Annotated in this window: 17 protein-coding genes; 8 read left to right on the top strand and 9 right to left on the bottom strand. The window is 68.2% G+C overall.

Going from position 1 to position 17521, the window contains the following annotated elements; all coding sequences use genetic code 11:
• Positions 1–18: 18 nt before the first annotated feature.
• Positions 19–1500: an APC family permease gene (locus AWB94_RS09830; protein WP_062660307.1), complete on the bottom strand. Its 1482-nt coding sequence runs from the start codon at positions 1498–1500 to the stop codon at positions 19–21.
• 21 nt (positions 1501–1521) lie between these two features.
• The gene (locus AWB94_RS09825; RefSeq protein ID WP_234811679.1) at positions 1522–2847 is read right to left on the bottom strand and encodes a type I glutamate--ammonia ligase; all 1326 of its coding nucleotides are present in this window, start codon (positions 2845–2847) and stop codon (positions 1522–1524) included.
• 123 nt (positions 2848–2970) lie between these two features.
• Between AWB94_RS09825 and AWB94_RS09820 the strand changes: the two genes are divergently transcribed.
• Genes AWB94_RS09820 through AWB94_RS09810 form a run of 3 tightly spaced genes read left to right on the top strand, consistent with a single transcriptional unit; the run spans position 2971 to position 5274 of the window.
• On the top strand, positions 2971–3762 hold the full coding sequence (locus tag AWB94_RS09820; protein WP_062660306.1) for a class II glutamine amidotransferase: 792 nt from the start codon (positions 2971–2973) through the stop codon (positions 3760–3762).
• Between the two features lie 5 nt (positions 3763–3767).
• Positions 3768–4634 (top strand): MurR/RpiR family transcriptional regulator, encoded by an 867-nt coding sequence (locus AWB94_RS09815; RefSeq protein ID WP_062660305.1) that lies wholly within the window; start codon positions 3768–3770, stop codon positions 4632–4634.
• Between the two features lie 37 nt (positions 4635–4671).
• On the top strand, positions 4672–5274 hold the full coding sequence (locus AWB94_RS09810; protein WP_062660304.1) for a TetR/AcrR family transcriptional regulator: 603 nt from the start codon (positions 4672–4674) through the stop codon (positions 5272–5274).
• 20 nt (positions 5275–5294) lie between these two features.
• On the opposite strand, the gene AWB94_RS09805 is transcribed toward AWB94_RS09810, so the two are convergent.
• Positions 5295–6140, bottom strand: coding sequence for a MaoC/PaaZ C-terminal domain-containing protein (locus tag AWB94_RS09805; protein WP_062660303.1), 846 nt, complete (start codon positions 6138–6140; stop codon positions 5295–5297).
• A 4-nt stretch (positions 6141–6144) separates the two neighbouring features.
• Positions 6145–7497 (bottom strand): 3-oxoacyl-ACP reductase, encoded by a 1353-nt coding sequence (locus tag AWB94_RS09800; RefSeq protein WP_062660302.1) that lies wholly within the window; start codon positions 7495–7497, stop codon positions 6145–6147.
• Between the two features lie 46 nt (positions 7498–7543).
• On the opposite strand from AWB94_RS09800, the gene AWB94_RS09795 reads away from it, so the two are divergent.
• Complete coding sequence (locus AWB94_RS09795; protein ID WP_062660301.1) at positions 7544–8842, top strand: acetyl-CoA C-acetyltransferase; 1299 nt, start codon at positions 7544–7546, stop codon at positions 8840–8842.
• 94 nt (positions 8843–8936) lie between these two features.
• Here AWB94_RS09795 and AWB94_RS09790 read toward each other — a convergent pair whose 3' ends face one another.
• Together AWB94_RS09790 and AWB94_RS09785 are read right to left on the bottom strand one after the other, a co-directional pair.
• Positions 8937–9125, bottom strand: coding sequence for a hypothetical protein (locus AWB94_RS09790; RefSeq protein WP_062660300.1), 189 nt, complete (start codon positions 9123–9125; stop codon positions 8937–8939).
• 257 nt (positions 9126–9382) lie between these two features.
• Positions 9383–10495 carry a TDT family transporter gene (locus AWB94_RS09785; protein ID WP_062660299.1) on the bottom strand — a complete coding sequence of 371 codons (1113 nt, stop codon included), beginning with the start codon at positions 10493–10495 and terminating at the stop codon, positions 9383–9385.
• A 26-nt stretch (positions 10496–10521) separates the two neighbouring features.
• Here AWB94_RS09785 and AWB94_RS09780 point away from each other — a divergent pair, with 26 nt between their 5' ends.
• Together AWB94_RS09780 and AWB94_RS09775 are read left to right on the top strand one after the other, a co-directional pair.
• Positions 10522–11430, top strand: a complete 909-nt coding sequence (locus tag AWB94_RS09780; RefSeq protein ID WP_062660298.1) for a TIGR03564 family F420-dependent LLM class oxidoreductase — start codon at positions 10522–10524, stop codon at positions 11428–11430.
• A 220-nt stretch (positions 11431–11650) separates the two neighbouring features.
• Entirely contained in the window at positions 11651–11974 is a 324-nt protein-coding gene (locus tag AWB94_RS09775; RefSeq protein WP_062660297.1) for a helix-turn-helix domain-containing protein, read from the top strand.
• On the opposite strand, the gene AWB94_RS09770 is transcribed toward AWB94_RS09775, so the two are convergent.
• Positions 11971–12564 (bottom strand): ClpP family protease, encoded by a 594-nt coding sequence (locus tag AWB94_RS09770; RefSeq protein WP_062660296.1) that lies wholly within the window; start codon positions 12562–12564, stop codon positions 11971–11973. The genes AWB94_RS09775 and AWB94_RS09770 overlap by 4 nt on opposite strands.
• A 28-nt stretch (positions 12565–12592) precedes the next feature.
• Entirely contained in the window at positions 12593–13192 is a 600-nt protein-coding gene (locus tag AWB94_RS09765; RefSeq protein WP_062660295.1) for a ClpP family protease, read from the bottom strand.
• A 211-nt stretch (positions 13193–13403) separates the two neighbouring features.
• On the opposite strand from AWB94_RS09765, the gene AWB94_RS09760 reads away from it, so the two are divergent.
• On the top strand, positions 13404–14258 hold the full coding sequence (locus tag AWB94_RS09760) for a DUF559 domain-containing protein (RefSeq protein ID WP_062660294.1): 855 nt from the start codon (positions 13404–13406) through the stop codon (positions 14256–14258).
• A 97-nt stretch (positions 14259–14355) separates the two neighbouring features.
• Here AWB94_RS09760 and AWB94_RS09755 read toward each other — a convergent pair whose 3' ends face one another.
• Positions 14356–16191 carry an acyl-CoA dehydrogenase gene (locus AWB94_RS09755; RefSeq protein WP_062660293.1) on the bottom strand — a complete coding sequence of 612 codons (1836 nt, stop codon included), beginning with the start codon at positions 16189–16191 and terminating at the stop codon, positions 14356–14358.
• 249 nt (positions 16192–16440) lie between these two features.
• Here AWB94_RS09755 and AWB94_RS09750 point away from each other — a divergent pair, with 249 nt between their 5' ends.
• A complete protein-coding gene (locus AWB94_RS09750) occupies positions 16441–17520 on the top strand; it encodes an NAD(P)H-dependent amine dehydrogenase family protein (protein WP_062660292.1) in 1080 nt (359 codons plus the stop codon).
• The last annotated feature ends 1 nt before the right edge of the window (position 17521 follow it).

Below are 17521 nucleotides of genomic sequence, written 5' to 3'. Positions count from 1 at the left end.
CGTCGACGCTACCCGCCGTCACGGCGCGCCGGGCAGTTGTAGTTCGGCGGTCAGCGATTCACCGACGCGCTTGGCGATACCCGAGGCGGCCAGTGCGATGGCCAACCCGACCAGGCACCAGTACAGGCCCAGAAGTGGCGCGGCGGTCCAGGTTTGGGCGTCCTTGACGTTGAACCACAGCACCACCGCGATCACCACGGCGCCCAGCAGGGGCAGCACCAGCCCGGCCACCTTGCCGTGGCCGCCATGCACCGCAACGAATTTCGGTGCGCCGACGAACCAGGCGGCGGCGATCTCGACCAGCAGGTAGCACACCATCAGGCACACCGACCCAGCGACGGCGAACAGGAAGTAGGTGTCGATCGCCGGGTTTCCGGTGCCCATGTCCGGCCAGCCGGCCAGCCCGCAGATGACATCCACCACCAGCGCCAGCCCGATCACCAGCCAGGTGGCCCGGCGCGGTCCTCCGGTGGACGGGTGGATATGTGCCAGCGACCGCGGGCCGAATCCGTCGCGGCCGAAGGCGTAGAGCATCCGGCCAGAGGTGGCGGCGGTGGCCATGTGGCACCCGAACGCGGCCACCGTCGCGGTGAAGATGATCAGCAGGCTGAACCACTGGCCGATGTAGGTGCTGCCCAGGTCGCCCAGGGTGTTCCCGGAGCCCTGGAAGGCCGCCAATCCGGCCTCGTCGGTACCGAATCCGATGACCTGGGCGAACATCACCACGACGAACAGCACACCGGTGAGCACGAGGGTGCCGCCCAGCGCGCGCGGGATGTTGCGGCCCGGGTTGTCGGTTTCCTCGCCCATCGACGCGCACGCCTCGAACCCGGCCCAGGACAGGAACGCCGCCACCACACCGGAGAGCACCGCCGACGGGGACACCCCGCCGGAGAAGGAGAACACGCTGAAATCCATGCCCGTCGACGGCGCCCCGCCGCGGGCGAAGATCACGATCACCAGGATGACCATGGCGAGAATGCCGATGCCTTCGATGCCCAGCAGGATCTTGGCCAGCAACCGCACGTCCCGGCCGGCCAACAAGAACGAGATGGCGGCGCCGATCACCACGGGGACCAGCCACGGCAGTTGGTAGGGATGGTCGGAGCCGGCCTGCAGCTGGGCGATGAATGCGTTGGTGAATGCGGCTGTCAGCGCCAGGGTTCCGATGGAGAACCCGACGTAGGCGCCCAGCATCGCGAAGCCGGAGAAGAACCCGGTGCGGGGGCCGACGGTGCCGCCCACCAGGGCATAGGCCGACCCGGCGTGGTTGAGGTGGCGGGTCAGCCGGACGAAGCTGTACCCCACCAGGGCCACGCCCACCAGGCCGATGACGAACACCAGGGGCAGCGCCTTGCCCACGGTGGCGATCAGGCCCTGGCCGTTGCCGGACATGGCCAGTGTCGGGCCGACGGTCGCGACCGACAGGGCGAGCGCCACCCAGAAGGGCAGCCGGCGCCGGGTCAGTTGATCGTGCTCGGGTGTGGTTTCTGTGCTCATCGAGGTACCTTTCGGTGGGGGTCAACAGCTCCAGGCCAGCCGCAACGCCGCGATGGTGTCGGCCGGCGGGCGGGTGCCGTAGGTGGTCAGTTCGTAGCGGCGCACCGCGAGCACGCCTTCGACCACCGCCGAGGTGAGCAGTTCTGCTGCGGTGGAGGAAGATTCGAAGGTGTCCAGCACGTGTGCCTGGTCGGCGGGCAGCGGCTCGGCGATACCCGCCGGATTGTCGGTGACCTCCGCCGGCAACGCCAGGCCGCGCTCGATGCCGCGCAGCGCACTGCCCAGGAAGCCCAGGGTCGCCAGGTACGGGTTGGCGCTGGGATCGATGATCTTCAGTTCGACGTTGGCGCCGTGCGGGTTTCCGGCGGTGGCGGCGACGAAGCGCACGGCCGCCTCACGGTTCTCCAGTCCCCAGCAGCGCGCAGCCCCGGCCCAGTTGCCGGGCTTGAGCCGGGTCGCCGACAGCACCGAACCGGCGTACACGGCAAGCAGATCCGGCAAGGTGTCCAACACGCCGGCGATCGCGGCGGCGCCGTCGGTGCGCATGCCGTGCGGTCCGTCCCCGCCGGAGAACAACGGTCCCTGTGCGTCGGCCAGGGAAAGGTGCAGGTGTGCACCGTTGCCCGCTTCGCCGAAGAACGGCACGGGGGAGAACGAGATCTTCAACCCGTGTCGGGCGGCGGTGCGCCCGATGACGATTCGGGCCAGGATGACGGCGTCGGCGGCCGCCACCGGTGTGTCCGGTGCCAGTGACACCTCGAGCTGGTCGTGGCCGTACTCGGTGTGCAGTTGTTCGATGCTCAGGCCGGACCGTTGCGCGGCGACGGTCAGATCGGCCAGGAACGCCGCACGGTCCAGTGAGGTCCGGATGCCGTACGGCGACCAGGGCTCGGCCGTGGCGTGACCGCCGTCCGGTGCCAGCATGGTGCATTCCAGTTCGGCGCCCACCAGGGCGGTCAAGCCACGTCGGGCCAGCGCCTGTTCTGCGCCGCGCAACAACGACCGCGCGCACAGCGGTGCCGCGGTACCGTCCTGGTCGCCCAGACTGGCCGGGGCCCAGGCGATGCCGTCATCGATGGAATGCAGGTCGGCCGGGTCGATGCGCAGCCGCTGGTCCCCGACCACCCCGATGGTCGGGGTGAAGGCGATCCCGCTGTCCACGCAGAAGACGCTCCACGACGGCGACACCCCCATCCCGGACGCCACGAAGGAGTCGAGGCGGCGCAGCGGCACGTACTTGGCGCGGGTGACCCCGGCCAGGTCGGTCAGTGAGCCGGCCACCAGTTCGACGCCCTCGGCACGCAGACCGGTGCGCAGTTGCTCGCTGACCTCGGGCATGGCGGGCATGACGACCTCCTCCAGGTGATTCCAGGGGAACGCTATGTCATAAATGTTTCAGAGTCTTTAAGATGCGTCCATCCGAGAAATATTCGTAAAATTTTCGGTGCGAGCCGAGGAGAGGGGGCCGCGGTGTGCCGACTGCTCGGTGTGGTGTCCACCGAACCGATCACGGTGGAGGGCGCGGTGGGCGCTCACGTCCTGAAGGATTTCGTGGCGCTCACCAAGGTGCACGGCGACGGGTGGGGTGTCGCGGCCACCGACGGTGACGATCCCCGCGTGCACGTCAGCGCCGACAGCGCGATCGACGATCCCGATTTCGCGGCCGTCATGCGCGACTGGCGATCCCTCGCCACGCTGGTCCATCTGCGCTGGGCCACAAGCGGACTCGCGGTGCAACCGGAGAACTCGCACCCGTTCCTGGCCGACGGCCTGGCCATGGCGCACAACGGGTCCATCAAACCGACCGACGCGCTCGACGCGCTGCTGGAACCCGACCTCGCCAGGACACTGGGAGGCACCACCGACAGCGAACGCTACTTCGCCGTCATCCGGGCGTATCGACGGCACGCGCCCGATCTTGCGGCCGCCGTGCGTGCCGCGGTGGCCCGGCTGCGCACGCCCTACCCCGACGCCAGCCTCAACGCCCTGATCCTCGGGGAAGGCCAACTCATCGCGGTGCATGCCAACGCCCACAGCCGCCTGTCGGTCGAGGACGTGGCCGAGATCACCGCCGCCGATCTGCCCACCGAACATCTGGAGGACTATTTCGGGTTGCGCTGGGCCCGCACCGGCAGCGGTGCCCTGGTCGTCGGGTCCACCGGGTTCGGTGATCTGGACTGGCAGCCGTTGCCGCCGGAGAGCGTCACCGCGATCTCGCTGCGGGACCTGACGATGACGACGTTGCCCGTCATGGCAGATTGACATCCGTGGCCGACGCGCAGCACCCCGAATCCGTTGCGGAGCGGACCAATGCCGCGTTATCGACGTTGAGCAAGGCCGAACGGCGCGTCGGGCGCGCGCTGCTGGCCGACTATCCGAGTGCGGGGCTGGCCAGCGCCGCCCGGTTGGCGCAGCGCGCCGAGGTGAGCCCGCCGACCGTATTGCGGTTCGCGCAGTCGCTCGGTTACGACGGTTTCGCCGACCTGCAGGTGGCGCTGCGGGCCGAGCTGTCGGCCCGCTCCAGCGGCCCGATCACCCGGCTGCCCGACGCGCCGCCGGCCGGCAGCGCGCTGGACCGGCTGTTGCAGCAGGGCCGGGCCCAGAACGACAGGGCCGCCGAGACGCTGGCGCAACTGCCCGCCGCCGCGCTGGAGGCGGCCGTCGCGCTGCTCGCCGACACCAACCGGACCATCTACCTGCACGGCGGACGGTTCTCGCACCTGTTGGCGGTGCATCTGGCCGCCCATCTGGAACAGCTGCGCCCCGGGCTGCGGGTACTGGCCGATCCGACCGGTGCCGACCTCGGGGCGCTGCTGGAGCTGAACCGCTCCGATGTGCTGGTGTTGTTCGATTACCACCGCTACCAGCGCAGCGCCGCCGAGCTAGCGGGCCGCGTGCACCGGGCCGGTGCCACCGTGCTGTTGATCACCGACGACCTGGCCTGTCCGGTCGCCCCGGATGCCGAGGTGGTGCTGGCGGCGTCCAGCACGGTGGGGACGACCTACCAGAGCATGGCGGCCGGTTTCCTGCTGACCGAACTGTTGGTGCCGTTGGTGATGGACGCGATCGGCGAGCCGGCCAGGACCAGGATGGCGCTGTGGGAGGAGCAGCGGCGCGGCGAGTTGCTGTCCTGAGTGGGGAACCGGACGGGGCATTGCATACCCTGGACGGATGGCAGGTGGAACGAAGCGGTTGCCGCGCGCGGTGCGTGAGCAGCAGATGCTCGACGCCGCCGTGCAGATGTTCTCCATCAACGGCTATCACGAGACGTCGATGGATGCCATTGCCGGGCAGGCCCAGATCTCCAAGCCGATGCTGTATCTGTACTACGGCTCCAAGGAGGAGTTGTTCGGTGCCTGCCTGGACCGGGAGCTCAACCGGTTCGTCGAGGTGGTGCGCAGCGAGATCGACTTCACGCTGAGTCCGAAAGACATGCTGCGCAACGCCGTTGGGGCGTTCCTCGGTTATATCGACAAGAACCGGTCCTCGTGGATCGTGCTCTACAGTCAGGCCACCAGTTCCCAGGCCTTCGCCCACACCGTGCGTGAGGGCCGCGAGCGCATCATCGACCTGGTCGGCAGGTTGTTGCAGTCCGGCACCCGCAATCCGGAGCCCGACGCCGATTTCAACATGATGGCGGTGGCCCTGGTGGGCGCCGGCGAGGCCATCGCCGACAGGGTCAGCACCGGTGACGCCGACGTGCACGACGCCACCGAGCTGATGATCAACCTGTTCTGGCGCGGCCTGAAGGGCCGGCCATCAGAAAAGGCCTGAGCGAAGGCCTGACTTCCCGGTCAGAGCCCCCGAACCGTCGCGCTCAGGTGCGGATAACCCTTCTTCAGGTGCCGTAGCGTCAGCTCCCAGCCGTCGGCGTCACGGTCCACCCACAGCCCCGCCTTGGCGGGCAGCAGCACCGGCTTGCCGAACTTCACGTGGTAGTTCACCGCGTCGGGCAGCTGACCCTCGATGTTGCCCAGTACGGCGGCGGCGCTGTACATGCCGTGCGCGATCACCGTCGGGAAGCCGAACAGCTTGGCGCCCAACGAGTTCGTGTGGATGGGATTGTGGTCGCCGCCGATCGCCGCGTACGAGCGGATCTGCCCCGGGGTGATCGAGAGCACCGTGTTCGGCGGTGGCAGCTTGGGCGCCTTCGCCGATTCGGGGCGCGGTTCCCCGGACAGGCTGGTGCGCTGCTGGTGCAGGAACGTGGTGATCTGGTGCCAGGCCACGTCGTTGCCGATCTTCACGTCGGTGACGATGTCGACGAGCAGCCCCTTGCGGTGCTCGCGGAGATTCTCCGCGTGCACCGCCACGTCGAGGGTGTCACTGACCGCGATGGGGCGGTATTGGGTGATCTGATTCTCGATGTGCACCGAACCCATTGCGGCGAAAGGGAAGTCGAATCCGGTGACCAGAGACATCACGGTCGGGAAGGTCAGCGCGAACGGGTAGGTCAGCGGCACGGTGTCGCCGAACCGCAGACCCGTCACGTGGGCGTAGGCCGCCACATTGGCCGCGTCGATGCGCAGATCGGCGACGTGCACGGTGCGGTCCGGCAGGCCGTCGCCGCGCGGCACGAACGGCAGCGCACCGGCCACCGCCCGCGCCATGTTCAGCAGGCCGTTGGGTTGATCACCCATTCCGTCACGCCCCCAGCAGAGCTTGGCCGCAGACCCGGATCGTGTTGCCGGTCACCGCATTCGACGCCGGGCTGGCGAAGTAGGCGATGAGTTCGGCCACGTCGACGGGCTGGCCGCCCTGGAACAGCGAGTTCAACCGGCGGCCCACCTCGCGGGTGGCCAGCGGGATGGCCTCGGTCATCTTGGTCTCGATGAACCCGGGTGCCACCGCGTTGATGGTGATCCCCTTGTCGGCCAGCACCGGCGCCAGTGTCTCGGCGATGCCGATCATGCCCGCCTTGGTGGTGGCGTAGTTGGTCTGCCCGCGGTTTCCGGCGATACCGGCCATCGACGACAGCCCGATCACCCGGCCACCGTCACCGAGCGTGCCGGCGGCCACCAGACCTTCGGTCAGATTCAGTGGGGCCTGCAGATTCACGGCAATCACGGCGTCCCAACGGGATTCGTCCATGTTGGCCAGCAGCTTGTCGCGGGTGATGCCGGCATTGTTCACCAAGACATCGACCTTGCCGCCATGGTGTTCCTTCACGTGGGCGATGATGGCGTCGACCGCGCCGTCGGAGGTGACGTCCAGCGTCAGCGCGGTGCCACCGACCTTGTCGGCGGTCTGACGCAGGGCCTCTTCGGCCTGCGGGACGTCGACGGCCACCACGGCGGCACCGTCACGGGCGAACACCTCGGCGATGGTCGCGCCGATACCGCGGGCGGCGCCCGTCACCACGGCGACCTTGCCCGCCAGTGGCTTGTCCCAGTCGGCGGGCGGTACCGAATCGGCGGCGCCGACCCGGTACACCTGGCCGTCGACATAGGCAGACTTGCCGGACAGGATGAACCGCAGGGTTGACTCCAGGCCCGTCGCACCGGCCTTCGCGTCGGCGGCCAGGTACACCAGCGACACCGTCGCGCCGTTGCGCAACTCCTTGCCCAGCGAGCGGGTGAAACCCTCCAGCGCCCGCTGCACGATGTGCTCGTGCGCCGTCGCGGTCTCCGAGGGGGTGGTGCCGATGACCACGACGCGACCGGAGTGCCCGAGGTTGCGCAGCACCGGGGTGAAGAACTCGTAGAGCGCCTTCAATCCCGCCGGCTCGGTGATGCCGGTGGCGTCGAACACCAGACCGCCGAACTTGTCGGCCCAGCGCCCGCCGATGTTGTTGGAGACGACGTCGTAATCGTCGGCCAGCGCGGTGCGCAGGGGCTCGACGACGCGGCCCTCCCCGCCGATCAGCAGCGAGCCGTCCAGCGGCGGCTGACCGGCCCGGTAACGGCGCAGGGTTTCGGGCTGGGGTACGCCCAGTTGCTTGGCCAGGAACGATCCGGGCCCGGAGTTGACCACTTGGGTGAACAAATCGGAAGCCATGGGATCTAACTTACTCCAGAGTAAGAACGGCGGGTAACATTGGGATATGGCTAACACGAATTCTCGCCGCGTCGCGATCCTCGGTGGTAACCGGATCCCCTTCGCCCGCTCGGACGGCGCCTACGCCAACGCTTCGAACCAGGATATGTTCACCGCCGCACTGGACGGTCTCATCGATCGCTTCAACCTCAAGGGCGAACGCATCGGCATGGTCGTCGGCGGCGCCGTGCTCAAGCACAGCCGCGACTTCAACCTGGTACGTGAGAGCGTGCTGGGCAGTGCGCTGTCGCCGTACACCCCGGCCTTTGACCTGCAGCAGGCCTGCGGCACCGGCCTGCAGTCGGCCATCGCCGTCGCCAACGGAATCGCCTTGGGCCAGTACGACTCCGGTATCGCCGGTGGTGTGGACACCACCTCGGATGCCCCCATCGCCTTCGGCGACAACCTGCGCCACGTGCTGCTGAGCCTGCGCCGCAGCAAGTCCAACCTGGACCGGCTCAAGCTGGTGGGCAAGCTGCCCGCCGCGATCGGCGTCGAGATCCCCACCAACGGGGAACCGCGCACCGGACTGTCGATGGGCGAGCACGCCGCCATCACCGCGAAGGAATTCGGCGTCAAACGCGTCGACCAGGACGAGCTGGCCGCCGCCAGCCACCGCAACATGGCCGCCGCCTACGACCGCGGCTTCTTCGACGACCTGGTCACCGGCTTCCTCGGCCTGTACCGGGACAACAACCTGCGCCCGGAGTCCAGCCCGGAGAAGCTGGCCAAGCTCAAGCCGGTCTTCGGGGTGCGCAACGGCGACGCCACCATGACCGCGGGCAACTCCACCCCGCTCACCGACGGTGCGTCGGTGGCCCTGCTGGCCAGCGAGGAGTGGGCGGCCGAGCGCAACCTGCCGGTGCTGGCCTACTTCGTCGACGCCGAGAGCGCCGCCGTGGACTACGTCAACGGGCCCGACGGGCTGTTGATGGCGCCCACCTATGCGGTGCCGCGGCTGCTCGCCCGTAACGGTCTGACCCTGCAGGATTTCGACTTCTACGAGATCCACGAGGCATTCGCGTCGGTGGTGCTGGCCACGCTGGCCGCCTGGGAGTCCGACGAATACTGCAAGGAACGCCTCGGGCTGGACCAGGCGCTGGGCAGCATCGACCGCAGCAAGCTCAACGTCAACGGCTCGTCGCTGGCCGCGGGACACCCGTTCGCCGCGACCGGTGGCCGCATCGTCGCCCAGCTGGCCAAACAGCTCGCCGAGAAGAAGAAGCAAACCGGCCAGCCGGTGCGCGGCCTCATCTCGATCTGCGCCGCGGGCGGCCAGGGCGTCACCGCCATCCTGGAGGCTTAGGCGAGCACGCCCGCGAGCTGTTCGCGCGGCACCGAGAGCCGATGGGGTCCGGGGTGATCGGCGATCACCTCGTCCTGCCCGAAAGACGGCGCGCTCACCCCGGGTGGTCCAACGGCACGCTCATGTCCACGGTGTGGCCGGGCGTGCCGATGTGCACCTCGCAGGTTGTCGCCTCGACCGTGCCGCCCAGATCGGCGCACGGCGACAGCGCGTTCGCCACGGGTACGGCCAACGCCGTCGCGACCAGTGCCAGTGCGGTGGCGATGCAGGCTCGTGCGCTCATGCCGGAAATGCTGTGACCAGCGCTTTGACACTTTCTTCGGTGCGTCTGGTGATCCCGCAGAATTTTTTTCCGGAGGTGTGTAACGCCCGCCGGAACCGCGTCGATACACCGGGTAGCTCCGTGTTGCCGTCTGACCCCCCGACCCGACGGCAACACGGGGCTCTTTGGTTTTCCCCGTCGCTTCGCTCGCCCAGGGATTAGTTTCCCGTCGCTTCGCTCGCCCAGGACCAATTTCCCGTCGCTTCGCTCGCCCTGGATTACGTCTTGGGCTGCTTCGACGCCGTGATCGGCCCCGGCGCGGCCGGCGCGAACAGGCTGCCCGCCAGGCTCCCGCGGGCGGTGCGCACCGCCACCAGCCCCCACGTGCACAGCAGGCCGACGTAGCCCACCACGGCCGCGACCCGGAATGCCGGCAGGCCGGTGTGGGCGGCCAGCTGGGTGGTGCCGGTGACGAAGGTGCCGACCGGGAAGGTCAGGCTCCACCAGGTCAGCGCGAACGGCATCCCGCGCCGCAACGTCCGGACCGTCAGCGCGGTGGCCAGCGCTATCCACAACACCGCGAAACCCCAGACCGGGACGCCGAATAGGACCGCGAACACCCGCATCCCGGACGCCACGTCGGCGGGAGCGGCCAGCGCCGCGTTGGCGCCGAGCAGCCCGGCCGCGGTGATGCCCTGCCCGAGCGGCCCCAGCACGATCCACAGCGTCGGCACCCGCGCCGTCCCGGACGTGCCGTAGTGGGCCAGCCGGCTCCAGATCATGCTGATGATGATCAGCGCGGCGATCAGCGACAGGCCGAACATCGCGTAGCAGCCGTAGAGCATCGTGGTGCGCCCGGTGCCCGGTGCCATGTGCGGGATCAGCAGGGCGCCGCCGGCAGCCGACACCATCGGCGGCACCACCGGCATGAGCCAGCCGCCGAACGCCGCGTCGGGACCGACGTCGATCTGGGTGAACATGACGAACGGGATCGTCATCGCGGTGAACAGCCCGCCGATCGTGCCCGCGGTCCACAACAGCCAGTCGATGTCCACGGCCAACCGCTCGCCGATCAAGTCCCGGCCGACCAGCGTGGCGCCGGCACCGACGGTCAGCAATGCCATCGGCGCGGCGCCGTAGAAGTGCGTCATCTGCGGGTTGTGCACGTGGCTGCGCGCCACGGTCGGATGACGCACCCACTGCGCCGTCACCGCCACCGCCAGCACGACCAGCAGCACCGCGGCCCCCACCCACACCGCTTCGATGAACCCGCGCAAGCCGGGCACGTGAATCGGTAATGTCGCGCCCGCGGTAGCAACGATGCCCGTCCCCATCACCGATGCGAACCAGTTCGGCCCGAAGTTCCCCAGCCGCGACTGCTCAGAGGTCATGGTGCGACATTCAACAGGAGCGTGTCATGCAGATCAGCATCATCGGATCGTTGAGCGGTGGGGGTTCGCCGGTGGACGCCACCGTGAATTTCCTGGCCCAGGCCCGCGAGGAGGGCTTCCGGCGCGTCTGGATGACCCAAATGCCTTATGAGCCTGATCTTCTCACCGTGCTGGCGGTGGCACTGCGCGAGGTGGACGGCATCGAGGTGGGTACCGGTGTGGTGCCCATCCAGAACCTGCACCCGATGTTGATGGCCCAACGCGCGCTCACCTTGAACCTGATCGCCGGTGGACGGTTCATCCTCGGGCTGGGCATGACACACGCCGCCGTCACCGAGGGCATGTGGGGCATCCCGTGGGACAAGCCGGTACGCCGCCTCAACGAGTACCTCGACGGCTTGCTGCCACTGCTGGCCGGTGAGCCGGCGGATGCGACGGGCGAGACCGTCACCACCCGCGGTGCCCTGCAGATCCCGGGTGCCCCACGCCCCGACGTCTACATCGCCGCGCTGGGTCCCCAACTTCTCAAGATCGCCGGGCGGCGCACCGCGGGCACGGTTACGTGGATGACGGGCCCCAAGACGCTCGGCGATCATGTCGGCCCCGGACTTCGGGGCGCGGCGGGCGACCGACTGGTGCGCGTGGTGGCGGCGTTGCCGATGGCGGTCACCGACGACGTCGACGGCGCCCGGGCCCAGGCCGCCGAGCAGTTCGCCATGTACGGGCAGTTGCCGTCGTACCGCGCGATGCTGGACCGCGAGGGGTACGCCGGTCCGGCCGACGCCGCGCTGATCGGCGACGAGGCGACGGTCACCGCCCGCGTCGAGGAGTTGCGAGCCGCCGGCGTCGACGAGTACGTCGGTGTGCCCTTCGACGCATCGCCCGAGGTCAGAGCCCGTACCAGGGCACTGTTGCGGGCACTGGATTCGGACTGAAAAAGCTCTGGTGTGATCTTGATCACGGGTGTACTGTCGACCGCACGACGGGTTCGGGAAGTGACAGATCCAAAGAGCCGGAACAGAGGAGAAGATCCGGCCGCGTGCCATACCGCAAGGTAAAGAAGACGCCCCTCAAGTGTCCTTCCCGAACCCGCCCATTTTTGTGCTCATGGTGAACACACCCACGCGCCGCCGCGATAAGGGCCAGGATGCTGACATGGGCGAGGTCATTCGGATTCACCCCCACCGGCGAGCGCCGGCGCCGCTGGAACCACTGTGGCGGGAGGCCCTGGGCCGCCGGCTGCGGGCCACCCGGCAACGTCAAGGACAGCGCCTGGTCGACGTGGCCGAGCGGGCCGGCGTGTCACCGCAGTATCTTTCCGAGATCGAGCGGGGCCGCAAAGAGCCGTCCAGCGAGATGATCGCCGCGGTGTGCGGGGCGCTGGGCACCGATCTGGTGCGTCTGCTCGGCGGCATCTCGGCGGACCTGAGCCGTCCCTCCGGGCGGCCGGTGTCCGGCCCGATGTTGTTGGCGGCCTAGCCGGTCCGCTGGTCCAGGACCCGGTCGGCCAGGCCGTAGGCCACCGCCGCCTCGGCGTCGAAGACGCGATCCCGGTCGGTGTCGTGCCGCAGTTGTTCGGTGCTGCGCCCGGTGTGCCGCGCCAGGATGTTCTCCAGCTGGTTGCGTACCCGCGCCACCTCGTCGGCCTGCAGGATCAGGTCGGGGATCGTGCCCCGGCCCTGCGCGGCGGGCTGATGCAGCACCACCCTGGTGTGCGGTAGCACCGAACGCCGTCCCGGTGCGCCGGCGGCCAGCAGTACCGCGCCCGCAGCGACGGCCTGGCCGACGCACGTCGTCGCGACCGGTGCCTTGATGAAGCGCATGGTGTCGTACACCGCCAGCATGGCCGACAGGTCGCCGCCCTCGGAGTTGATGTACAGCGCGATCTCCTGCTCGGGGTTGTCGGCCTCCAGATGCAGCAGCTGCGCGATGAGCGCGTTGGCGACACCCGGATCGATCGCGGTGCCCAGGTACACGATGCGCTCGCTGAGCAGATGCGAGTACACGTCCATGATGCGCTCGCCGCCGGTGGTGCGGGTGATGACGTTGGGGATGGTGTAGGTACTCATATCTGTCGATTCCCTCGGCACGCCTTGCTCATGCGTGAATCCCCAACTGTTGCTTGCGGTTCGGTGTGATCTGCGCGAAGTCCTCGACCACGTGGTCGATGAATCCGTACTCGCGCGCCTGCTCGGCGGTGAACCAGCGGTCGTGCAGCGAGTCGGTGAAGATGCGCTCGAGGTCTTGGCCGGTGTCGGCGGCGATCAAACCGAGCACGGTGTCGCGGGTGTGCCGCAGATCGTCGGCCTGCACCTCCACCTCGACCGCCGAACCGGCGATACCCGCCGAGCCCTGGTGCATCAGGATGCGCGCGTGCGGCAACGCGAAGCGCTTCCCGGGCGTTCCCGACGAGAGGAGGAACTGCCCTGCGCTGCAAGCCAGCCCGAGCGCCAGTGTGCCGACCTCGGCGGGCACCAGCCGGATCACGTCCCTGATGGACAGCATGGCGGGCACCGAACCGCCGGGGGAGTGGATCCACAACCAGATGTCATCGCTGGAATCGGCTGCCAGCGTGAGGAACTGGGTGACCAGGACGGTGCCGTTGTCGTCGTCGAGTGCCCCGTCGAGCACCACAACGCGCTTGCGGAACAGGTCTTCTCGTAATTGCCGGCTGAACAAGGGTGGTTTCTCGGACATGCCTCGACTCTGCCGCGTGCCGCTCCTGGCGCCCAGCCGGTGCTGCTGTGGGCAGAACGCGTTGACTTGGCGCTGAGGGTGGAGGCCTCTCACACTTCTACGCCGTCGGCGCCAAGTGAATTCATCCCCAGTGCCGGATTCGTCCACACCGGGCACCCAGGGGCGCCGTCCGGCGCACCTGTCTGTCGCAGGGGCGGGCCAAGGTACGGCCATGGATACCGAAATCGGGCCTTTCATCGGTAGCGAGGCTTTGGCCGCCGGTGCGCTCACGCGGCATGAGCTGCGCCGGTACTACCGGGCGATATTGCCCAATGTATATGTGGGCAGACGTTGCGAGCCGTCGCTACGGCAACGCACCGTCGCGGCCTGGCTGTGGTCGGGACGTCAGGCGGTCATCGCGGGATCTGCGGCATCGGCGCTGCATGGTGCGAAATGGGTGGATCGCTGCGAGCCCGTGGAGCTCGTACACGTCAACGCCAAGGCACCGAGCGGGGTCGTCACCCGCAATGACCTCATCCATCCCGACGAGACGACGACGATCGACGGCATGTCTGTCACCACGGCCGCGCGGACGGCCTTCGATCTCGGACGGCGTGGTGACCTCGGAGTGGCCGTGGCGCGGCTGGACGCGTTGGCGCGGGCGACACGGTTGCGCGCCCAGGACGTCGTCGGGATCGCGGCGCAACACCGACACACACGCGGCCTTCGTCAGCTTGATGATGCCCTCGCGCTGTTCGACCCGGGTGCGGAGTCGCCGAGAGAAACGTGGTTGCGGCTCATGCTCATCGACGAGGGTCTTCCCCGGCCGCAGACCCAGATTCCGGTGTTGGGTCTCGACGGGCATCCGCTGTACTACCTCGACATGGGGTGGGAACACCTCCAGCTCGCCGTCGAGTACGACGGCGCTCAGCACGCCGGCACGCTGGGCTATGACATCCAGCGGCACGACTACATCGCGAGCGTGGGCTGGACGGTGGTCAGGGTCGCGGCTGGGCACCGCCGAGCGGGCGTGGTGGCTCGGGTGAATCGAGAGTGGCGCCGCCTATCCGCGCTGACTTGTCGCTGAGGGCGCGCGCTTCTCACATTCGCGCCCTCAACGCCAACTCAACCCAAACGACAAGGGCCCCAGGTCGAAAACCTGGGGCCCTTGTCGTCGTGAAAGATCAGAAGGAGGCTTCGTCCAGCTCCATGACCTCGTTGTCGATACCGTCGATGACGACGCGGGTGCTGGTCAGCAGCGGCAGGAAGTTCTTCGCGAAGAACGACGCGGCCGCAACCTTGCCCTCGAGGAACTTCTTGTCCTCACCGGTGGCACCGGCATCCAACTGCTCGATCGCCACGGCGGCCTCACGCTGCAGCAGCCAGCCGACCAGCAGGTCGCCGACCGAGAGCAGGAACCGCACCGAGCCCAGGCCCACCTTGTAGATGCTGGCGGTGTCCTCCTGCGCGGCCATCAGGTAACCGGTCAGGGTGGCGGCCATGCCCTGCACGTCCTCCAGGGCGGTGGCCAGCAGCGCACGCTCGGCCTTCAGGCGGCCGTTGCCCGACTCGTTCTTGATGAAGGTGTCGATCTCGCCCGCCACGTAGGACAGCGCCTGACCCTTGTCGCGAATGATCTTGCGGAAGAAGAAGTCCTGCGCCTGGATGGCGGTGGTGCCTTCGTACAGCGAGTCGATCTTGGCGTCGCGGATGTACTGCTCGATCGGGTAGTCCTGCAGGAAGCCGGACCCACCGAAGGTCTGCAGCGACTCGGTGAGCTTGGCGTAGGCCTGCTCGGAGCCGTAACCCTTCACGATCGGCAGCAGCAGGTCGTTGACCCGCAGCGCCAGGTTCTCGTCCACCCCGTGCAGCGTCTGCGCCACCTCGGCGTCCTGGAACGTCGCGGTGTACATGTACAGCGCGCGCATGCCCTCGGCGTAGGCCTTCTGGGTCATCAGCGAACGACGCACGTCCGGGTGGTGCGTGATGGTCACGCGCGGAGCGGTCTTGTCGGTCATCTGGGTCAGGTCGGCGCCCTGCACGCGCTCCTTGGCGTACTCCAAGGCGTTGAGGTAACCGGTGGACAGGGTGGCGATGGCCTTGGTGCCCACCATCATGCGGGCCTGCTCGATGACGTCGAACATCTGCGCAATGCCGTTGTGCACCTCGCCGACCAGCCAGCCGACGGCGGGCTTGTCGTGCTGGCCGAAGGTCAGCTCACAGGTGGCCGAGACCTTCAGGCCCATCTTGTGCTCGACGTTGGTGACGTACACGCCGTTGCGCTCGCCCAGTTCGCCGGTCTCGAAGTCGAAGAGGAACTTGGGCACGAAGAACAGCGACAGGCCCTTGGTGCCGGGGCCGGCGCCCTCGGGGCGGGCCAGCACCAGGTGGAAGATGTTCTCGAACATGTCATCGGCCTCGGCGGAGGTGATGAAGCGCTTCACGCCGTCGATGTGCCAGGAGCCGTCCTCCTGCTTGATCGCCTTGGTGCGGCCGGCGCCGACGTCGGAGCCCGCGTCGGGCTCGGTGAGCACCATGGTGGCGCCCCACTCGCGCTCGGCGGCGATGACGGCCCACTTCTTCTGCTCGTCGGTGGCGTTGTGCGCGAAGATCTGCGCGAAGGCCGCACCGCCGGCGTACATCCAGACGGCGGGGTTGGCGCCGAGGATGTGCTCGTTGAGCGTCCACAGCAGCGCCTTGGGGGCGGGCACGCCGCCGAGCTCCTCGTCGAGGCTGACCTTGTTCCAGCCGCCTTCGATGGTGACCTTGACCGACTTCTTGAACGACTCGGGCAGCTTGACGGTGTGCGTCTTGGGATCGAACACCGGCGGGTTGCGGTCGCCGTCGGCGAACGAATCGGCGACCGGGCCCTCGGCCAGGCGCGCCATTTCGGAGATCATCTCCTTGGCGGTGTCGGCATCCAGATCGCTGAACGAGCCGGCGCCCAGCGCCTTGTCGAGACCGAGTACGTCGAACAGGGTAAAGACCTGGTCACGGACGTTGCTCTTGTAGTGGCCCACGATTTCTCCTCAATGAGATGGAAGCTGTCGGTTGGGTACTCAGGGCTAAGTTACCCACCAGTAACTGCCATGAACTATACCGTCCGGTAACCCCAACTCAAAGGGGTGTTGAGCAAATTTGCGCCAGCGAATCAACCCGCTGGTTGATCGGGCCGCCCGCGGCGCCCGTTTTTGCCCTCTGACGTGCGAGAACAGGTGATCTGTGATGCTCGCCACGGAAACACCCATCAAACCTCTAATGTGAGGCGAATGAGACGTGTGGTGGTATGGGGAACCGGAAATATGGGGTCGACGACGATCCGTTCGGCACTCGCCTTTCCCGGGCTGGAGCTGGCCGGGGTGATCACCTCGTCCGCCGAGAAGGCGGGCCGGGACGCGGCCGCGTTCGCCGGCCTGCCAGGCCTTACCGGCATCGCCGCCACCACCGATGTCGACGCGGCGCTGGGCGCGACGGACGCCGTGGCCTATATGGCCTCCGGTGACATCCGGCCCGAGGAGGCCATCGCCGATATCGAGCGTGCGTTGAAGTCCGGCGCGCATGTGGTGACGCCGTCGCTGTACTCGCTCTACGACCCGCGCTCGGCGCCGCCGGAGTGGGTGCAGCGGCTCACCGCCGCCGCGCAGGCCGGGCAGGCGTCGTTGTTGGTCAGCGGTGTCGACCCGGGCTGGGGTAACGACGCCCTGGCCGTGACGGCAGCGAGTCTGTGCACCCGCATCAAGACCATCACCTGTCAGGAGATCTTCGACCACTCCACCTACAACCAGCCGTTCGCGGTCAAGGTGTCGTGTGGTTTCGGTGGCTCCATGGACGAGACCCCGATGATGCTGATCCCGACGATCCCGACGATGGTGTGGGGCGGCAACGTCCGCATGATCGGCCGCGGTCTGGGCATCGAGATCGACGAGATCACCGAAGAGGTCGAGCGGCTGGCCCTCGACGAGACCGTCGACACCGTGATGGGCCCGTTCGAGAAGGGCACCCAGGGCGCGTTCTACCTCAAGGTGATCGGCTGGTCGGCCGGCGAGCGGCGGGTGATCATCGAGCACATCACCCGCATCCACCCGTCGTGCGCCCCGCACTGGCCGCAACCCGACCAAGGGGTGGGCGACCACCGGGTCATCGTCGACGGTGACCCGCAGCTCACCATCACCACCCGCGCCGACGTCCCGGGCGGCACCCGCGCCGACGGCGGCAACACCACCGCCGCCAACCGCCTGTTGGGTGCCGTCGAATGGCTGGCCACCCAGCCCGCCGGCATCTACGACGGGCTGGATGTACCGCTGCGCTCGGCACTGCCGGCCGACGTGGAGGCGACGCGCTGGGCGTGAC

Origin of the sequence: Mycolicibacterium canariasense, assembly GCF_002101555.1 — a bacterium.
GTDB lineage: Bacteria > Actinomycetota > Actinomycetes > Mycobacteriales > Mycobacteriaceae > Mycobacterium > Mycobacterium canariasense.
This window is presented reverse-complemented; position numbering and strand designations above follow the sequence as displayed.